Origin of the sequence: Pantoea sp., from assembly GCF_039594315.1 — a bacterium.
GTDB lineage: Bacteria > Pseudomonadota > Gammaproteobacteria > Enterobacterales > Enterobacteriaceae > Pantoea.
Window position 1 is genome coordinate 16,265 of sequence record NZ_JBCNNP010000011.1, and the last position, 16,243, is coordinate 32,507.

General features: G+C 54.5%; 14 protein-coding genes. 3 read left to right on the top strand and 11 right to left on the bottom strand.

The annotated features are described in order from the left end of the window. Positions 1–20: 20 nt before the first annotated feature. The 9 genes from recC to rppH all read right to left on the bottom strand — a co-directional run bounded on the left by recC (position 21) and on the right by rppH (position 9,933). Entirely contained in the window at positions 21–3,401 is a 3,381-nt protein-coding gene (gene recC / locus ABDW13_RS09760; RefSeq protein ID WP_343552363.1) for an exodeoxyribonuclease V subunit gamma, read from the bottom strand. Positions 3,402–3,470: 69 nt separating this feature from the next. After that, complete coding sequence (locus tag ABDW13_RS09765; RefSeq protein WP_343552428.1) at positions 3,471–3,722, bottom strand: prepilin-type N-terminal cleavage/methylation domain-containing protein; 252 nt, start codon at positions 3,720–3,722, stop codon at positions 3,471–3,473. Between the two features lie 22 nt (positions 3,723–3,744). Further along, positions 3,745–4,167, bottom strand: coding sequence for a DUF2509 family protein (locus ABDW13_RS09770; RefSeq protein WP_343552364.1), 423 nt, complete (start codon positions 4,165–4,167; stop codon positions 3,745–3,747). Next, entirely contained in the window at positions 4,164–4,715 is a 552-nt protein-coding gene (locus ABDW13_RS09775; protein WP_343552365.1) for a prepilin peptidase-dependent protein, read from the bottom strand. The genes ABDW13_RS09770 and ABDW13_RS09775 overlap by 4 nt, the downstream gene beginning before the upstream one ends. Next, on the bottom strand, positions 4,706–5,176 hold the full coding sequence (locus ABDW13_RS09780; protein ID WP_343552366.1) for a prepilin-type N-terminal cleavage/methylation domain-containing protein: 471 nt from the start codon (positions 5,174–5,176) through the stop codon (positions 4,706–4,708). Before ABDW13_RS09780 ends, ABDW13_RS09775 begins: the two co-directional genes overlap by 10 nt. Positions 5,177–5,375: 199 nt before the next feature. Then, positions 5,376–6,170, bottom strand: a complete 795-nt coding sequence (gene thyA / locus ABDW13_RS09785) for a thymidylate synthase (RefSeq protein ID WP_343552367.1) — start codon at positions 6,168–6,170, stop codon at positions 5,376–5,378. Then, on the bottom strand, positions 6,167–7,048 hold the full coding sequence (gene lgt, locus ABDW13_RS09790) for a prolipoprotein diacylglyceryl transferase (RefSeq protein ID WP_343552368.1): 882 nt from the start codon (positions 7,046–7,048) through the stop codon (positions 6,167–6,169). The genes thyA and lgt overlap by 4 nt, the downstream gene beginning before the upstream one ends. A 98-nt stretch (positions 7,049–7,146) precedes the next feature. Next, entirely contained in the window at positions 7,147–9,393 is a 2,247-nt protein-coding gene (gene ptsP / locus ABDW13_RS09795; protein ID WP_343552369.1) for a phosphoenolpyruvate--protein phosphotransferase, read from the bottom strand. Positions 9,394–9,405: 12 nt separating this feature from the next. Further along, positions 9,406–9,933, bottom strand: coding sequence for an RNA pyrophosphohydrolase (rppH, locus tag ABDW13_RS09800; RefSeq protein ID WP_007890933.1), 528 nt, complete (start codon positions 9,931–9,933; stop codon positions 9,406–9,408). Between the two features lie 682 nt (positions 9,934–10,615). Between rppH and mutH the strand changes: the two genes are divergently transcribed. The 3 genes from mutH to ABDW13_RS09815 all read left to right on the top strand — a co-directional run bounded on the left by mutH (position 10,616) and on the right by ABDW13_RS09815 (position 12,810). Continuing rightward, positions 10,616–11,302, top strand: coding sequence for a DNA mismatch repair endonuclease MutH (gene mutH / locus ABDW13_RS09805; RefSeq protein WP_343552370.1), 687 nt, complete (start codon positions 10,616–10,618; stop codon positions 11,300–11,302). A gap of 104 nt (positions 11,303–11,406) precedes the next feature. Then, a complete protein-coding gene (locus ABDW13_RS09810) occupies positions 11,407–11,625 on the top strand; it encodes a YgdI/YgdR family lipoprotein (protein ID WP_343552371.1) in 219 nt (72 codons plus the stop codon). A gap of 144 nt (positions 11,626–11,769) precedes the next feature. Further along, positions 11,770–12,810 (top strand): NADP(H)-dependent aldo-keto reductase, encoded by a 1,041-nt coding sequence (locus ABDW13_RS09815; RefSeq protein WP_343552372.1) that lies wholly within the window; start codon positions 11,770–11,772, stop codon positions 12,808–12,810. Between the two features lie 82 nt (positions 12,811–12,892). Here the strand turns inward: ABDW13_RS09815 and lplT are convergent, their stop codons facing one another. Together lplT and aas are read right to left on the bottom strand one after the other, a co-directional pair. Beyond that, positions 12,893–14,083 (bottom strand): lysophospholipid transporter LplT, encoded by a 1,191-nt coding sequence (gene lplT, locus ABDW13_RS09820; protein ID WP_343552373.1) that lies wholly within the window; start codon positions 14,081–14,083, stop codon positions 12,893–12,895. Further along, entirely contained in the window at positions 14,080–16,230 is a 2,151-nt protein-coding gene (aas, locus tag ABDW13_RS09825) for a bifunctional acyl-ACP--phospholipid O-acyltransferase/long-chain-fatty-acid--ACP ligase (RefSeq protein WP_343552374.1), read from the bottom strand. Before aas ends, lplT begins: the two co-directional genes overlap by 4 nt. Between the last annotated feature and the right edge of the window lie 13 nt (positions 16,231–16,243).

Consider the following 16,243-nt stretch of genomic DNA (forward strand, 5'->3'; position numbering starts at 1 on the left):
ATACATGCGACCACCTGTTGCTATGCATCATTTTGCTGTGCGAGACGCACCGGTAAATACCATTGTTTTGCTGACGCGATAATCGCCTGAACCGCATCGTCATCTAAAGTTCGGCTTAGGCGCTGCAAATAAGGATCGCTGCCCTCGCCTTCCACTTGATAACCACCCTGCCAGGCTTGCAGCAGTTTGTTAAGTGCCTTTTTCTGCGTTGCTTCGTCTTCCAGCAATTGCTGTGACTTGCTATCAAAGCTGGCATCCAGCCATGCACCACCACTTTTATTCAACAACATCAGCGGCTGTATTAATCCGGCCTGATATCCTTCAACGTATTGATTAAGCAGATATAATGCCTGCTCGGCTGGCAGTACAGCAAAGCGCCAATGGCTTTGCTTGCGCCCATACATGCGACTTTCCCCATTGCCGCCTAAAGCGCAGTACACCAGATGCTCCAGCCAAAGTAGCAAACCATCGTTCATGTTCAGCACGCCAGGCCGCCAGCGCAGCAATCCGTCAGCTTGCACCTGAGTCAGCCAGCCGGTCAATTGCACGTCACCCAAGGTGAGGTTGATTTCCCAACTTTTAGCCGCTTGACGCTGACCGCTGACTTCTGCCGCCACTTCCTGCATCTCTTCGGTCTGACTCTGCCAGAAAAGTTCCCCAAACGCGCCATAGGGCAGATTGCCTGCGGCACGGTGGCGCGCATATAACTGCGCCGGATCGTCGCCGTTGACCAGCGTATTCAGCAGCTGAGCATTGATTTGGTAACGTTCTAAACTGTCAGGTGCGAACGGTTCGCTATCCGGCAGTTCGCTATCCTCCATCCAGAAAGCCACACCCAAACGCTGCTGGAACCAGGCGCGCACCGGATGACGCCAGAAGCGTAACAATTGCTCTAGCGATACGGTTTCCACTGGCTGCGCAGATAACGGCTGAATAAAATCAGGCTGCGCCACACCGCTGCCGGTGGCGGCTGGCAACCATTCCGCAGCAAAGCTTTGTCCATACGCGCCCGGCTGGAAGTTCTCCGCCGCAAACGGCATACGGCTATGCAGCGTTTGCAGATGCTCACGCACGCGTTGTTCGCTGACATCTGGCTCGCACGGTTCATCGCCCGGCAAACAAAAACTTTGCCCCAAGTAATCGGCCAGTTCGCTCACCAGAACCGATGGATAGCGTTCGGTATTGTCCTGAATCGCACGACCGATGTAGCTGATATACAGCTGTTCTTGCGCCGAAATCAGCGCTTCGAGGAACAGATAACGGTCATCATCGCGACGACTACGATCGCCTTTGCGCATTTGCTGCTGCATAAGATCGAAGCCAAGCGGCGCTAATGTTCGTGGGTAAACACCGTCGTTCATTCCCAGCAAACACACCACCTTGAAGGGAATGGAACGCATTGGCATCAACGTACAGAAGTTGATTGGACCGGCCAGAAAACGCTGGCTAATGCGCTGTTGGTCAAGGCGCGATCGCAGCTCATCGCGTAAGAGCGTGACCGGAATGGGTTGTTGATATGCTGCCTGCATTCCCTGTTCAATGATCTGCTGCCATTGCGTTTCCACCAGCAACAGCGCGGCATCGCTTTCCGCATCGCCAGCGAAGAAGCACTCCACCAGCTCACGGCACAACGGTAGCCAATCGGCCAGCGTGCGCTCAGCGGCCAGTTTTGCCCGCCAGTCTTCAAGCCGTGACAACAATTCCGCCAGATGTCCCGCCAATTCAGCAATTAAACCGCTGGATTCGTCATACGGCAGAATGCCTTGCCAGGCACCGTTGTGGCTCTCTAGCGCGTAGCCGAGCAGCATGCGCTGCAAGCCGAATCGCCAGGTATGTTGTCCGGTTACCGGCAACGCTAATGCTTCCACGCTGGCATCATCCAGGCCCCAGCGAATCCCCGACTCCATCACCCAACGGCGTAGCAAGCGCAATCCACTTTCATCCACTGAGAATCGCTGCGCCAGAGCCGGAACTTCCAGCAGCGCTAACACGTCTTCCGAAGCAAAACGGCTGTCTGGCAACGCCAGCAAGCTAAGTAACGCCAGAATCGCCGGGTGCGCCTGGCTAGCGCGGCGATCCGAAATCGCGAAGGGCAAATAGCGTTCGGCTGGCGCGCTGGCAAATGCTGCCTGAATAAAGGGCGCGTAGCTGTCGATATCCGCCACCATCACGATAATGTCGCGTGGCTTGAGGTCAGGATTTTCCTCCATCAATGCCAGCAGATGATCTTGTAGCACTTCCACTTCGCGTTGCGCGCTGTGGCACACTTGCAATGTAATTGAGCGATCTTGTGGATCGAGCTGACGTTTTTCGCTGCTGTTAGCCAGCTCACCGGCATTGAGGCCGATCACCGCTTTGTCATCCAGATTCAGCAGATCCGCTTGAAGGCTATGCAGCAGGTTGTCCGGCGTGAGCTCAACAAAAGCGTCAATATCGTTAGCGGCTGACTCCATCTGGCTGAGCAAAAACAGGTTGTCTCGCCCCAACTTGCCCCATGACGCCAGCAACGGATTTGTCAGTTGTTGCTCGCCAAGATCGTTGAATAACGCGGTCGCGCCCGCAGGATCGCGGAATAGCGGCTGCATCTCGTCGGATTGGATGCGGCGGCGCTGGCGGCTTTGCAGCTTCGCCAAAAATGCATAATCCTGAATGTCGCCCCAATAGTGGCGACAAGGATTGGTGAACAGCAGATGGATATCAATGTGACGGCCCAGTGCTTCCAGAGCCTGAAGATAGACCGGCGGCAGCGCGGATATGCCGCAGATGAACACGCGCTGCGGCAAACCTGGCGGCGGCGTTTGCGCCTGTTCCAGCTCGCGAATAAAGCGTGCATAGAGATTGGCGCGATGCCACATCGGCTGGCCGAGACTTTCGGTGAAACTGACCAGATCACACCACAGCGGCGCTTGCCACAACTGTGATTCACCTAAGCCGTCAATAAGTTCGCCACGCTCCCAACTGTTAAGCCAATCCGAGCGGTACACAAGATATTGGTCAAACAGGTCGGCAACGCGGGCGCTGAGTTGATACAGCTTGCGCTTGTCGTCATCATCGTTGAGATAGTGACGCAGCGGCTGAAATGCTTCTTGCTTCAGCAGAGTCGGCAAGCGATGCATTAGCTTCCAGCTCATGCTGGCTTTGGTAAAAGCGCTCTCTTCGGGAATATCCGGCAGCACCTTAACGAACATGTTCCAGATAAAACTGGCGGGCAGCGGGAAGTCAATATTGGCGGCGATGCCGAAACTGTTTGCCAGTTCCATTTGCAGCCATTGCGCCATACCGGGGCTTTGCACCAGCACTTGCTCAGCCGCGAGAGGATCAGCAAGCGGTTGATTTTCAATCAAAATGCCTGCCAGATTTTTCAACAGATCAAGTTGATTGGAATGGTATACCCGGAACATAAGTCTCCTTTGAGAGATATAACAGCGCAGCCGAGCCACTCTACCGTTTATCACCGGTGATGCCTACCGCTAGTGGCAATTGAGCTGCGCCAGCAAAGCGCTACGTTGCTGTGGCCCTGTAACGGTAACGCGCTCCAGCACGCAACCACCCGAAAAGCTTTGCTGCTGGCGCTGTATCTGCCAATCAGCAACCTCCCGCCCCAATAGCGCCTGACCTGCGACGCGCCATGCCTGTCGCTGCTGCCATTGCTGACTGAAACCCAAGGCTAAAGCGCGATGGTATTGCAGCAGCGTGCTGATGGTCATCGCCAGCAGCAGCATCGCCACCAAAGTTTCCGCTAAGCTAAAACCCTGCTGCTTCGTGCTGACACAAGGTTGTCTGCGACAGCGGACAGTAATCGATCCAGCCGTGTTCTTGTAATTGCGGCTGCGTATTGCGCATTGATACCCAGCGATACAGCCACAGCGCGCGCCCTTCTCCACGTCCCGATAACAACGCATTGTCATCCTCCATGCGTAATAAGCAGCTTTGCCATTGTTCAGCCGTCCATTGCTGGCATTGCCAGCCGGTTTGCTGTGGCCAGTTTTGCACGCTGCCCCAGGTTAAGGCGGAGTGCGCCAGCCAGAAATCCTGATGATGTTGTTGTTCATCCGCCACCAACACCATGTTTTGCGACAGTTGGCTGCGCGTCGCGTGCAACGTCAATCCGCCCATTAACAACATCATCAACACCATGCCGAGCGTACTGTTCCCTGTTTGCTTCACAGATTGATTCCTTCAATCCAGCTTTCAAGCTCAACGCTTTGATTGCTGGCTTTGGCAGCCAGTTGCAGGATAAGACGTGAACCTTGCCGCTCAAGTTTGAAAGCGCTGATGGTGAGAAAGGCCGGATCGGATAATCTCTCCCAGCCAGCGCTGTTACATTCATCGACACCGCGTTGCATTTCTAGCTGTCCACTGCGCAGCCGATAGCCGTAATAATCACTTTCACTGTGGCCAACACCCTCCCAGTGCCCGTTACTGTTCTCATCCCAACGCAGCAATACACAGCTTCCGTTGGCCGCCAGCGTCAATGCCGAACCGCTGCATTGCCCATGACAATAGCCTGCGCGGCGTAGCGCCTTGTGCAGTGTGTTGGCGATCTGCTGCAACTCTTGTTGTAGCTGCACGCGCTGTTGCAGGCGCAGATTTTGTTCCAGCAGCAGCGGCAGAAATCGGCCAACGCTGACCATCAAAACCGCCCCGACCGCCATGGCGATCAGCATTTCCAGTAGGCTGAATCCGCTTTGCCGCACTCTGCAACTTACTCGCATCCTTTCTCTCCCGGCTGGCAGGCGCGAATACGCGCTCTGGCGGAGATGATGAGACGCCAGCGTCCTGCAGCGCTTGCAATATCAACGCTGCCAGGACGAGCCACATCACGTCGGCCATAAAAACCCACTTCACCATTGAGCGCGACCAAGCGCACGCCTTCATGCGGCAGTTTGAATAACCAGCGTGAGGCATCGGCACAGCCTTCTGCGGGTTTTGGCCCCGCGCCCAGACAGCCGTTTTCGCCCGGCTGTAACCACAATACCAAGTCGCGATTGTGCCAGTTGGTATGCGCGCGTAATCGCAGTAGAAATCCCTGCAATTGCTGCACGCTGTCGCGCAGTTGTTGATACTGCTGCCAGCGCTGCCAACCTTGTAATGCGCCAACGCTGAGTATGCCGGCAATCACCATCACCAATAACAGTTCGGGCAAGGTGAAGCCGTGGTTAGGGTTTCTGTTCATGGCGAGTAATTTGCGCGTCAGGAAGAGAGACAACAAGTGAGAGAAATTGGTGTTGGAAAGCGTTACGCAAGGAATCGTTGCGGTGTGCAGCGGGATACAGATTTTTGCGAGCGGGATTCAGAATCAGGATGGTGCGAGGGTTCGGTCACCATAAAAAAGCCCTGCACGCTGGCAGGGCTGATATTCAATTGCGGAAGGGTTAAATCGCGACCGGCGCTTTAATTGCCGGGTGTGGATCGTAACCTTCAATCTCAAAATCATCGAACTGATAGTCAAAGATTGAGGCGGGTTTACGTTTGATCACCAGCTTCGGCAGCGGACGCGGTTCACGCGTCAGTTGCAGACGTGCCTGCTCTAAGTGATTGCTGTACAAGTGAGTATCGCCACCGGTCCAGACAAAATCGCCCACTTCGAGGTCGCACTGCTGTGCCACCATATGCACCAACAACGCATAGCTGGCGATGTTGAATGGCAGGCCAAGGAAGATATCGCACGAACGCTGATACAGCTGGCAAGAGAGCTTGCCGTTCGCCACGTAGAACTGGAAGAAGGCGTGGCAAGGTGCCAATGCCATTTGGTCCAATTCACCAACGTTCCACGCCGAAACGATGATACGACGCGAATCTGGATCGCGCTTCAACTGCTCAATCACTTTGCTAATCTGGTCAATCTCTTCACCAGAAGCCTTACCCCAGCTGCGCCATTGCTTGCCGTACACCGGGCCAAGATCACCGTTTTCATCCGCCCATTCGTCCCAAATGGTCACCTTATTATCTTTCAGATAACCAATATTGGTGTCGCCTTTGAGGAACCACAGCAGCTCATGAATAATGGAGCGCAGGTGCACTTTCTTGGTAGTCACCAGCGGAAAACCGTCTTGCAAATTGAAACGCATCTGGTGGCCAAAGATTGAGAGCGTGCCGGTTCCGGTGCGGTCGGCCTTTTCTGCGCCTTCATTCAGCACATGTTGCATTAGGTCCAGATACTGTTTCATTTTACCTCACGAGTTTGCTGCTGCGGATGGCGGCGATAGGCCCAGATCATCATAATCACGCCGGCCAGAATCATTGGAATCGACAAGATTTGTCCCATGCTGACGCCGCCTTCAAACAGACCAAGCTGCGCATCCGGCTGACGGAAGAACTCCACGATAATGCGGAAAGCGCCGTAACCAATCAGGAACAGGCCAGAAACGCTGCCCATTGGACGTGGTTTGCGAATAAACAGGTTGAGAATGATGAACAGCACGATGCCTTCCAGGCACAGTTCATACAGCTGTGACGCGTGACGCGGCAGCACACCGTAGGTGTTCATTAACTCTTGATATTGTGGATTATTGGCCGCCAGCGCGAGATCTTCGCTGCGTGAACCCGGGAACAACATGGCAAATTTGAAATCGGGTGCCACACGGCCCCACAGTTCACCATTGATGAAGTTGCCGAGTCGACCTGCGCCCAAACCGAATGGAATCAACGGAGCAATGAAATCACTCACCTGGAAGAAGGTGCGTTTGGTGCGGCGTGCGAAGATCAGCATCACCACGATTACGCCGATCAAGCCGCCGTGGAACGACATGCCGCCATCCCAAACCTTGAACAGATACAGCGGATTTTCCAGGAACAGCGGCAAGTTATAGAACAGCACATAGCCGATACGTCCGCCGAGGAATACGCCAAGGAAACCGGCATACAGCAGGTTTTCAACTTCCTCTTTTTTCCAGCCGCTGCCGGGTTTATTGGCGCGGCGCGTTGCCAGCCACATGGCAAATACAAAGCCCACCAGATACATCAAACCGTACCAGTGAAGCGAAACCGGTCCGATTGAGAAAATTACCGGATCGAATTGGGGAAACGAAATGTAGCCGTCAGTCATCTTTCACCATCGTTTATTCTGCCGTGAAACGGGTTTTGGCAATAAAAGGCTGCGCATAATAGCACAGCCGGTTTTTACACAGGTCGCGAAGAATGTAACTAACGTCCGCCGCGAATCAGACCGCCTAAACCTCGGCGCTCCATAAAGGTTGAAACCAGATGGCGCACTTCCGATGCGGTATGTGCCGCCAATCCATGCTCGCTCAGCTTCTGCGCTTCTTCAAAATCGAGATGACGCAGCAGATATTTCACGCGCGGAATGTTTTTGCCGTTCATGCTGAGGTGGTGATAACCCATGCCCACCAACAGCGCGACACACATTGGATCGCCGGCCATTTCACCACACAAACACAGCTCTAATTTGGCCTGGCGGGCTTCATGGGCGATGGTGTGCAGCGCGCGCAACATCGCCGGATGCAGCGAATCATACAGATTGGCGACACGCGTATTGTTACGATCAACCGCCAGTAAATATTGCGTCAAATCGTTGGTGCCAACCGAAACGAAATCCACGCGATCGGCCAGATGCGGAATCATAAACAGCATGGATGGCACTTCGATCATGATGCCGATTTGCGGTTTAGGAATCACATAGCCGAGCATCTCTTCCACTTCACGACCGGCGCGATCAATCAAACGACGCGCATCATCGATCTCATCGATGTGGCTGATCATCGGCAGCAAAATGCTCAGGTTGCCCGACGCCACGTTAGCACGCAGCATGGCGCGCACTTGCACCAGGAAGATTTCGGGTTGATCGAGCGTTAAGCGAATGCCGCGCCAGCCGAGACACGGGTTTTCTTCGCTGATCGGCATATACGGCAACTGCTTATCCGCGCCGACATCCAGCGTACGCAGCGTGACCGGTTTGTTGTAGAACAGCTGCAACATACCTTGATACTGCGCCACCTGCTCCTCTTCGGACGGGAAGCCGTTGTGCAGCATAAACGGGATTTCGGTGCGATACAGACCAATGCCGTCGACCCAATTATCCAGCGCCTGTTCATGCTCCGGGCTCAGTCCGGCATTCAGCATCACCTGCACACGTTCGCCGCTTTTCAGCTCGCCCGGCTGCTCGACCACGCCTTCCGCCATTTTGCTCAGCGCGTTCTCTTCGCTGATCAAACGCTGATATTCCTGCACCAATACCGGTTCAGGATCGATCAACACTTCGCCGCGATAACCATCAACGATCAACAAACGTTTGTTGAGCTGCGCCGGCAGGATATCCGCGCCCATTACAGTGGGAATGCCCATCGCGCGCGTCAAAATCGCCGCATGCGAGTTAGCGGCACCATCGCGCACCACTACGCCAGCGAGACGTTCCTGCGGCAATTCTGCCAGCGTGGTCGCCGTCAGTTCATCGGCCACCAGCACAAAGCGTTCTGGCCACGCGTTGGTGCCCACCAAAGTATCATCGAGGTGAAACAGCAGGCGTTGTCCGAGCACGCGAAGATCGCCGGCACGCTCGCGCAGATATTGATCCTGCAAGTTGGCGAACTGTTCGGCGAACTTCTCGATCACCGTTTTGACCGCCCATTCGGCTACCGATCCGCGTTCGATCTCGTCGAACAGATCTTTTTTCAAGCGCGCGTCGGTGAGCAAGTGCGAATAGAGATCGAAGATCGCCGCACTCTCTTTCTGCACGCTGGCGGCAAAACGCTTGCTGAAGCGGCGGAACTCGTTACTCGCATCCCCCATCGCCTGCACCAGACGTTCTCGCTCACGCGCCACATCTAATGTTGAAGCCGCAGAAACCTGATCAAGCAGCGGCTGGGTTTCATCTACCCAACCCGGCGCAACCGCCACGCCTGGCGCGGCAGCAATCGCTTTTACCCGCGTTTGGCGGAACTGACCAAACAGTTGACCAAGTTGCGATTGCGACAACAATCCGGCCATTTGTGTGGCAAGCGTGACGAGGAAAGACTCTTCGCTTTCATCAAACTGACGGTGTTCGCGCTGCTGAACCACCAGCACGCCAAGTAACTGGCGACGGCTGATAATCGGTACGCCGAGGAAGGAGCGATAACGCTCTTCTTTTACAGAAGGAATGTATTTGAAGCTGGGATGGCTTTGCGCGTCGGCGAGGTTGATCGGTTCGGCTAAACGTCCGACGAGGCCAACAATACCTTCGTCAAACGCCAGCGTGACCGTACGACCACGCGGCTTTTTTAGCCCGCGCGTCGCCATTAAGTAGTAGCAACGACGATCGTGATCGGCGAGATAAACCGAGCAAACCTCGGTTTCCATCGCAAGGCAAATTTCGTTGACCAGAATGTCGAGTGCTTCATTTAAACGTGGAGCACTCGCCACTTTTTCGACAATTTCGCGTAACTGAGTGAGCATAAAGGGCGTGGCCTATCCTCTTTTACGTCGTTGGGCGGCGTTATTACGCTGCCCGGCACTCTCCTGCATCGACATCACTACGCCCGCGAATTCTTTCATCACGCGGCGATAGACATCGCGTTTGAAAGAGACCACCTGACGTACCGGATACCAGAAGCTCACCCAGCGCCAGCCGTCAAACTCGGGCGTGCTGCTGTGTTGCACATTGATCTCCGCGTCACTACACATCAACTGCAGAAGAAACCACTTTTGTTTCTGGCCGATACACACCGGCTTTGTGTCCCAACGCACCAAACGTTTTGGCAACTTGTAGCGTAACCAGTTACGGGTGGAAGCAAGTATTCGAACATCTTTGCGGTGTAAACCCACTTCTTCGAACAGTTCGCGATACATCGCCTGTTCAGCGGTTTCACCCGGATTGATGCCTCCCTGAGGAAATTGCCAGGAGTGCTGTCCAAAGCGCCTGGCCCATAACACTTGTCCTTGCCTGTTACAGATTACGATACCAACATTCGGGCGGTAGCCATCATCATCGATCACTGGACTACCTCAAAGCTAAATTTGAATAGCCTGATTGTTTCACACTCCTTACAGGCGGTAAACCACTGGATATCGTGGCGATCGCGGAATAAAAGCAGGATAACTCACAGAGAATAGCCAAGTTATAAACAGCAAGGCAGATTTAAGGGTGATCTTATTCACCTTTTCTGTGGATAGCTTTGTGCAGAACACGGGAATGAATTGAATAACCTCTTCAGAAATATCTTAGTACCAATGATAAAAATAGCTATAAAGATGTTTTATTTCATAATGATATAAATAATTCACAGCCAAAATGCCATCAGGATCAAGTGCGGTATAGTTTTGCATTTTGGCGTTCGGTTAAAGATCCATCACCGTCGTTTTTATCCACAGAGAATGCCCTAAACCTGGTCAAAGAAAGGAAAAAAAGCGTTCAAAACGCGAAAGTCAAGGCTGTAAATGGAAACAGGGGTCGTTGCGCAGGGGGGTTATCCCACTTTTCTGTGGATAACTAGGCTCAACATCTGTTCATTGTCGATAACAAGCTGGGATAACCTTGGCATACCATTAACGGCATTCATCCTATCGCGATAAAAAAGCATGCTGAATCATGCTATTATCACGGTTATTCACCTTAATGCCGTGTGGACAAACTGATCACGAATTTACTGTTCACTCTTCAACCAATGTGAGTTTTAGCATGTCATCCGCCGCTTTATTGCCACCACCGCCTGAAAATGAAACAGAACTGCTGCAACGCGCGCAGGGGTTAGCAGGCCAAACCTTCGCTGCATTGGCGGCACAGATCAATCTGCCGATCCCGGCGAATCTAAAACGCGATAAAGGTTGGGTTGGCATGTTGTTAGAGCTGCATTTAGGTGCCAGCGCCGGCAGTAAAGCCGAGCAGGATTTCGCCCATCTCGGCATTGAACTGAAAACCATTCCGGTCGATGCGCAAGGTAAACCGCTGGAAACCACCTTTGTCTGCGTAGCGCCGTTAACCGGCAACAGCGGCGTCACCTGGCAAACCAGCCACGTGCGCCACAAACTGGCGCGCGTGTTGTGGATTCCGATTGAAGGCGATCGCGCCTTGCCGCTGGCGGAACGCCGCGTGGGATCGCCGCTGTTGTGGCGTCCTAACGAAGAAGAAGAGCAGCAGCTACGCGAAGATTGGGAAGAGTTGATGGACATGATCGTGCTCGGCCAGGTTGAGCGCATCACCGCACGCCACGGCGAGTGGCTACAAATCCGTCCGAAAGCCGCCAACAGTAAAGCCTTAACCGAAGCGATTGGTGAACATGGCGAACCGATCATGACCTTGCCGCGTGGCTTTTATCTGAAGAAAAGCTTCACCGGCCCGCTATTGGCGCGACATTTTTTACTGTAAATGCATATTGCTGCCGATAATTTTAGGAATGATGCGATTACTCCTAACGACGAAAGCATTTATTACTACACTTTTGCTGTTGAAGTTGCGTGAAGGAGAAAGGAATGAAAGGGTTGGCGAGTGCAGTGGGTTTAGCATTGGTAGCAGTATTGCTGAGTGGTTGCAGCAGTGATTACGTGATGGCGACCAAAGATGGCCGCATGATCATGACAGATGGCAAACCGGCCATTGATAAAGAAACGGGTTTGGTGCAATACACCGATGAGAAAGGCCATCAGATGCAGATCAATGGTGACGAGGTTTCCACCATCATTGAGCGTTAAGTGCCAAATTGCCTTGCCTGCACGCGTTTTCCCCCTGTGCAGGCGATTTCCCGAACTTTCCCCTCTTCCTTCCGCGCGGCTTCACACGTTATAGTCCCACAGGACACAACATTCCCTTTCATAATGAAAAAAGGATGCCGGCAAATGCACTATCACCGTATTCCCCATAGCACGCTGGAAGTGAGTCAGCTGGGGCTAGGAACCATGACGTTTGGTGAGCAGAACAGCGAAGCCGACGCCCACGCACAGCTTGATTACGCGGTTAGCAGTGGCATTAACCTGATTGATACCGCGGAAATGTATCCGGTGCCGCCGCGCCCGGAAACGCAGGGATTAACTGAACAGTACATCGGTAGCTGGCTGAAGAAGCGTGGCAGCCGCGACAAAATCATTCTTGCCAGCAAAGTGGCCGGTCCGGTACGCGGCGCTGATGCGTCGATTCGTCCCAATCAGGCGTTAGATCGTAAAAACATCCGCGAAGCGCTGGATGCCAGCCTGAAACGCCTGAATACCGATTATCTCGATCTCTATCAGCTGCACTGGCCGCAGCGTCAAACCAATTTCTTCGGCAAGCTGGGTTATCAATACAGCGATAACAGCGTGCCGGTTACTTTGCTGGAAACGCTGGAAGCGCTGACCGAACAAGTGCGCGCCGGTAAGATTCGCTACATTGGCGTCTCGAACGAAACTGCGTGGGGCGTGATGCGTTATTTGCAGCTGGCTGAGAAGCACGAACTGCCGCGCATCGTCACCATTCAAAACCCGTACAGCCTGCTGAACCGCAGCTTTGAGGTCGGTTTGGCGGAGATCAGTCAGCACGAAGGCGTTGAGCTGCTGGCCTATTCCAGCCTGGCGTTTGGTACCTTGAGTGGCAAATATCTGAACGGTGCGAAACCCGCTGGTGCGCGCAATACTTTGTTTAGTCGCTTTACCCGTTACAGCGGCGAGCAGTCAAATCAGGCCATTGCCGCCTATGTGGATTTGGCGAAGAAGCACAATCTCGATCCTTCGCAGATGGCGCTGGCCTATGTGCGTCAGCAGCCGTTTGTTGCCAGCACCTTGCTGGGCGCAACGACGCTGGAGCAGTTGAAGATTAACGTGGAGAGTTTCAATCTGACGCTGAATAGCGAAGTGTTAGAGGAACTGGAAGCGATTCATCGCCAATATACTTACCCGGCGCCATAAAAAAGGTGCGCATGAATGCGCACCCTACGATTTTCTGCCGTAAGGTCGCCATTCATGGCGACCTTGTTAATTACCGCACCCGCTAACGACGGCCTTTCCACCACAACACCGCAATCGCCACGGCGAAAATCGCGCCGAAGCCCACGCCGGTTGCCACCGCTGGCGCACCCAATTTTATCGCCACGGTATACAAACCCAGCATCAGCAACATCGCGGCATTCTCGCCGAGGTTCTGCACCGCAATCGCGTTACCGGAACCAACAGATTCCTTGCCGCGTTCCTGCAACAGCGCATTCAACGGCACCACGAAGAAGCCGCCCAGCGCGCCGATCAGCATCAGCACCAGATAGGCATTCAGCAGGCTAGTTTGCAGCGCGAATACCACCACCATCACGCCAATCAGCACACCCGCGGGCATGCAGCGACGCACGGTTTGCAGCGTCACCAACTTCGCCGCCGCCGCCGCACCCATCACGATGCCAATCGCCACCATTGCGTTGAGAGTGGTCGGGGTTTTGTTGTCGCTGATACCCAGCGCCACCGGCACCCACAGCACCAGCAAGAAACGCAACGTTACGCCTGCGCCCCAAAACAAGCTGGTGCCGAGCAGTGAAAAACGCGTCTCGCCGTTACGCCACAACAACTTGGTCGCCGCCACGAAACTGCGCAGCATCGCGCCAAAATGCCAGCTTTGCCCCGGTCGCGCCGCGCTCAAGCGTGGAATAAAGATGTTCGCCACCACCGCCATCGCGTAAGTCATGGCGCACACCACCAGCGCGGCGACCAGATTCCAGTCGGCTAAAAATCCGCCGGCCACCGATCCCAATAAAATCGCCGCGATGGTTGAGCCTTCCATCAAGCCGTTGGCTTTAACCAAACGCTCGCCGCTGGTGATCTCCGTCAAAATGCCGTACTTGGCGGGCGAATAAGAGGCTGCACCAATTCCCACCAGCGTGTAGCCGATAAACGGATTGAAGCCAAAGCAGATGGTGAGCGCGCCCAGCAGTTTGAGGCTGTTGGCGAACATCATCACCCGACCTTTGGCAAAGCTATCCGCCATCTGCCCGACAAACGGCGCGAGCAGAATGTAAGTGGCCACAAACAACATTTGCAGGATCGGCTGGCTCCAGTCGGGATAGAACTGATTTTTCAGCACCGCCAGCGTGACGAACAACAGCGCGTTGTCGCCAAATGCCGAGAAGAACTGCGCAACAATCACCGCCAGCATATTGCGCGACATTAATGGTGCGTCCGGATTAACCGTCTGGCTCATGCCTGCTCCTGTTCTGCCAGCTGTTTCAGGCTGACATAGTCCGGTTTGCCGCTGCCGAGGATCGGCAACTGCTTCATAAAGCGGATATCGCGCGGCACCGCCAGTTCTGGCGCACCCAGTTCGCGCGCGGCTTTCAACAGCGTATCGCGGCTCAATGCGCTGTCGGTAGTAAACAGCACCAAGGCTTCACCACGATTACCATCTGGGCGCAGCGACGCCGCATGTTGCTTCTCGTGCGAGGCTTTCAGGGCAATTTGCTCAACGATCTCCAGCGAAACCATTTCCCCGGCAATTTTGGCAAAGCGCTTAGCGCGGCCCTGAATTTGGCAGAAACCGCCTTCATCAAAACTAACGATATCGCCGGTATCGTACCAGCCGGCTTCCATCTCGCCTTCTCCGTTGTCCGCCACCGGCACTTCCAGCACGCCAGGATTTTCGACACGCAGATAGCCGTTCATCACGTTCGGTCCGCGCAATTGCAAACGACCGCCCTGCTCGATGCCCGGCACCGAAATCAGACGTGAATCCATGCCCGGCAGAATCCGTCCGACGGTGTGACTTTTCGCGGCCATCGGCACGTTGATCGCCACGACCGGCGCGCACTCGGTCACGCCATAACCTTCGAGGATGCGAATGCCGTATTTCTCCATGTAAATCTGGCGCGTGCCTTCCTGCAACTTCTCAGCACCGGCCACCACATAGCGCAAGCGGGCAAAATCGTAAGGTGCGGCGAAGCGCGCATAGTTACCGAGGAAGGTCGACGTGCCAAACAGCACGGTGCAGTTACGGTCATAAACCAGTTCCGGCACGATGCGATAGTGCAGCGGGCTTGGATAGAGGAACACTTGCGCACCGGTTAACAGCGGCGTGAACAACCCCACGGTTAAACCAAACGCATGGAACAGCGGCAGCGCCGACATAAAGCGGTCGCGCGGGGTGAAATCGGCCACGGTGCGAATTTGCTCAACGTTGGCCAGCAGGCTCTTATGCGAATGCACCACACCTTTGGGATGGCCTTCCGAACCCGAGGTAAACAGCACCATCGCGGCATCTTCCGGTTGCTGCGGCACCTGCGCGCGGCGTGGCATCAGCAGATGCGTCAAAATCCACAATTTGTCCTGCAACGTGACGGTATCTTTCAGATCTTCGAGGTAAATCCACTGCACGTCGGTTAAACCTTGCGGCAGATGCCACAAGTTGCCTTTTTCGAGGAACTGACGCGAAGTAAACACCGTTTTGACTTGCGATGCGGTTAACGCCGCACGCATGCCATTAACGCCTGCGGTGTAATTGAGCATCGCCGGGATACGTCCGCGCAGCGAAGCGCCCAGAATCGCCGCCGCCGTGACCGTGGCATTTGGCAGTAGCAGGCCAACGTATTCGCCCTGCTTGCTGTAACGCTCCAGAATGCGGCCAACGCCGAGCGATTTCTTCAGCAATCCGGTGTAGCTATCCGCTTTGAAATTGACGTCTTCAATGCACGGCTTCATCACGCCATAACGCTGACGCGCATTAAGGAAAGCGTCGAACAGCGTTTCACGCGGACGCACCGCCATGCGCGCTTCCATCATCACATGGTGTAAGTGCTCACCCGCCAGCGTACGGCGATCGCGCGCGCGTTTGGCTTCCGGCATCGGGATCACCGTCGGCGGCAACACGGTTAAGGTGATACGTGGGAACAGACGACGTTTAAAGATGCCCGCCAGACGACCAAACGGCGTGTACTCCGCGCCTTCAATACGCATCGGCACCACGGTCGCGCCAGATTTCGCCGCCACAAAGCCGGCACCGCTGTAGATCTTCATCAGCGAGCCCGTCACGGTAATGCGTCCTTCCGGGAAGATCACCACCGGACGGCCTTCATTGATCATGCGCACCAGATGCTTGATCGACATTGGCTTGCTCGGATCGAGCGGCACGAAGTCGATGATCGGCTTCAGCAGGCGCATAAACCATTGATCGCTGATCGACGAATAGACCGCGAACACCGGTTTGATCGGCAGGAACAACGCCACCAACACGCCATCAAGGAATGACATATGGTTCGGGGTGATCAGCACTTTTTCTTTATGTAGTGCCGTGAGATCGCCGCGCAATTCCACCCGCCACAGCAGGCGGAAGAGAGTACGGAAGAAGGTGAGTAACATGCCAGCTCCTTAG

Excerpts from the sequence above, each read along its gene's own strand:
- recC (WP_343552363.1), bottom strand. The coding sequence starts at position 3,401 with ATGTTCCGGGTATACCATTCCAATCAACTTGATCTGTTGAAAAATCTG.
- ABDW13_RS09765 (WP_343552428.1), bottom strand. The coding sequence starts at position 3,722 with ATGCTGCTGCTGGCGATGACCATCAGCACGCTGCTGCAATACCATCGC.
- ABDW13_RS09775 (WP_343552365.1), bottom strand. The coding sequence starts at position 4,715 with ATGCGAGTAAGTTGCAGAGTGCGGCAAAGCGGATTCAGCCTACTGGAA.
- ABDW13_RS09780 (WP_343552366.1), bottom strand. The coding sequence starts at position 5,176 with ATGAACAGAAACCCTAACCACGGCTTCACCTTGCCCGAACTGTTATTG.
- thyA (WP_343552367.1), bottom strand. The coding sequence starts at position 6,170 with ATGAAACAGTATCTGGACCTAATGCAACATGTGCTGAATGAAGGCGCA.
- lgt (WP_343552368.1), bottom strand. The coding sequence starts at position 7,048 with ATGACTGACGGCTACATTTCGTTTCCCCAATTCGATCCGGTAATTTTC.
- ptsP (WP_343552369.1), bottom strand. The coding sequence starts at position 9,393 with ATGCTCACTCAGTTACGCGAAATTGTCGAAAAAGTGGCGAGTGCTCCA.
- mutH (WP_343552370.1), top strand. The coding sequence starts at position 10,616 with ATGTCATCCGCCGCTTTATTGCCACCACCGCCTGAAAATGAAACAGAA.
- ABDW13_RS09810 (WP_343552371.1), top strand. The coding sequence starts at position 11,407 with ATGAAAGGGTTGGCGAGTGCAGTGGGTTTAGCATTGGTAGCAGTATTG.
- ABDW13_RS09815 (WP_343552372.1), top strand. The coding sequence starts at position 11,770 with ATGCACTATCACCGTATTCCCCATAGCACGCTGGAAGTGAGTCAGCTG.
- lplT (WP_343552373.1), bottom strand. The coding sequence starts at position 14,083 with ATGAGCCAGACGGTTAATCCGGACGCACCATTAATGTCGCGCAATATG.
- aas (WP_343552374.1), bottom strand. The coding sequence starts at position 16,230 with ATGTTACTCACCTTCTTCCGTACTCTCTTCCGCCTGCTGTGGCGGGTG.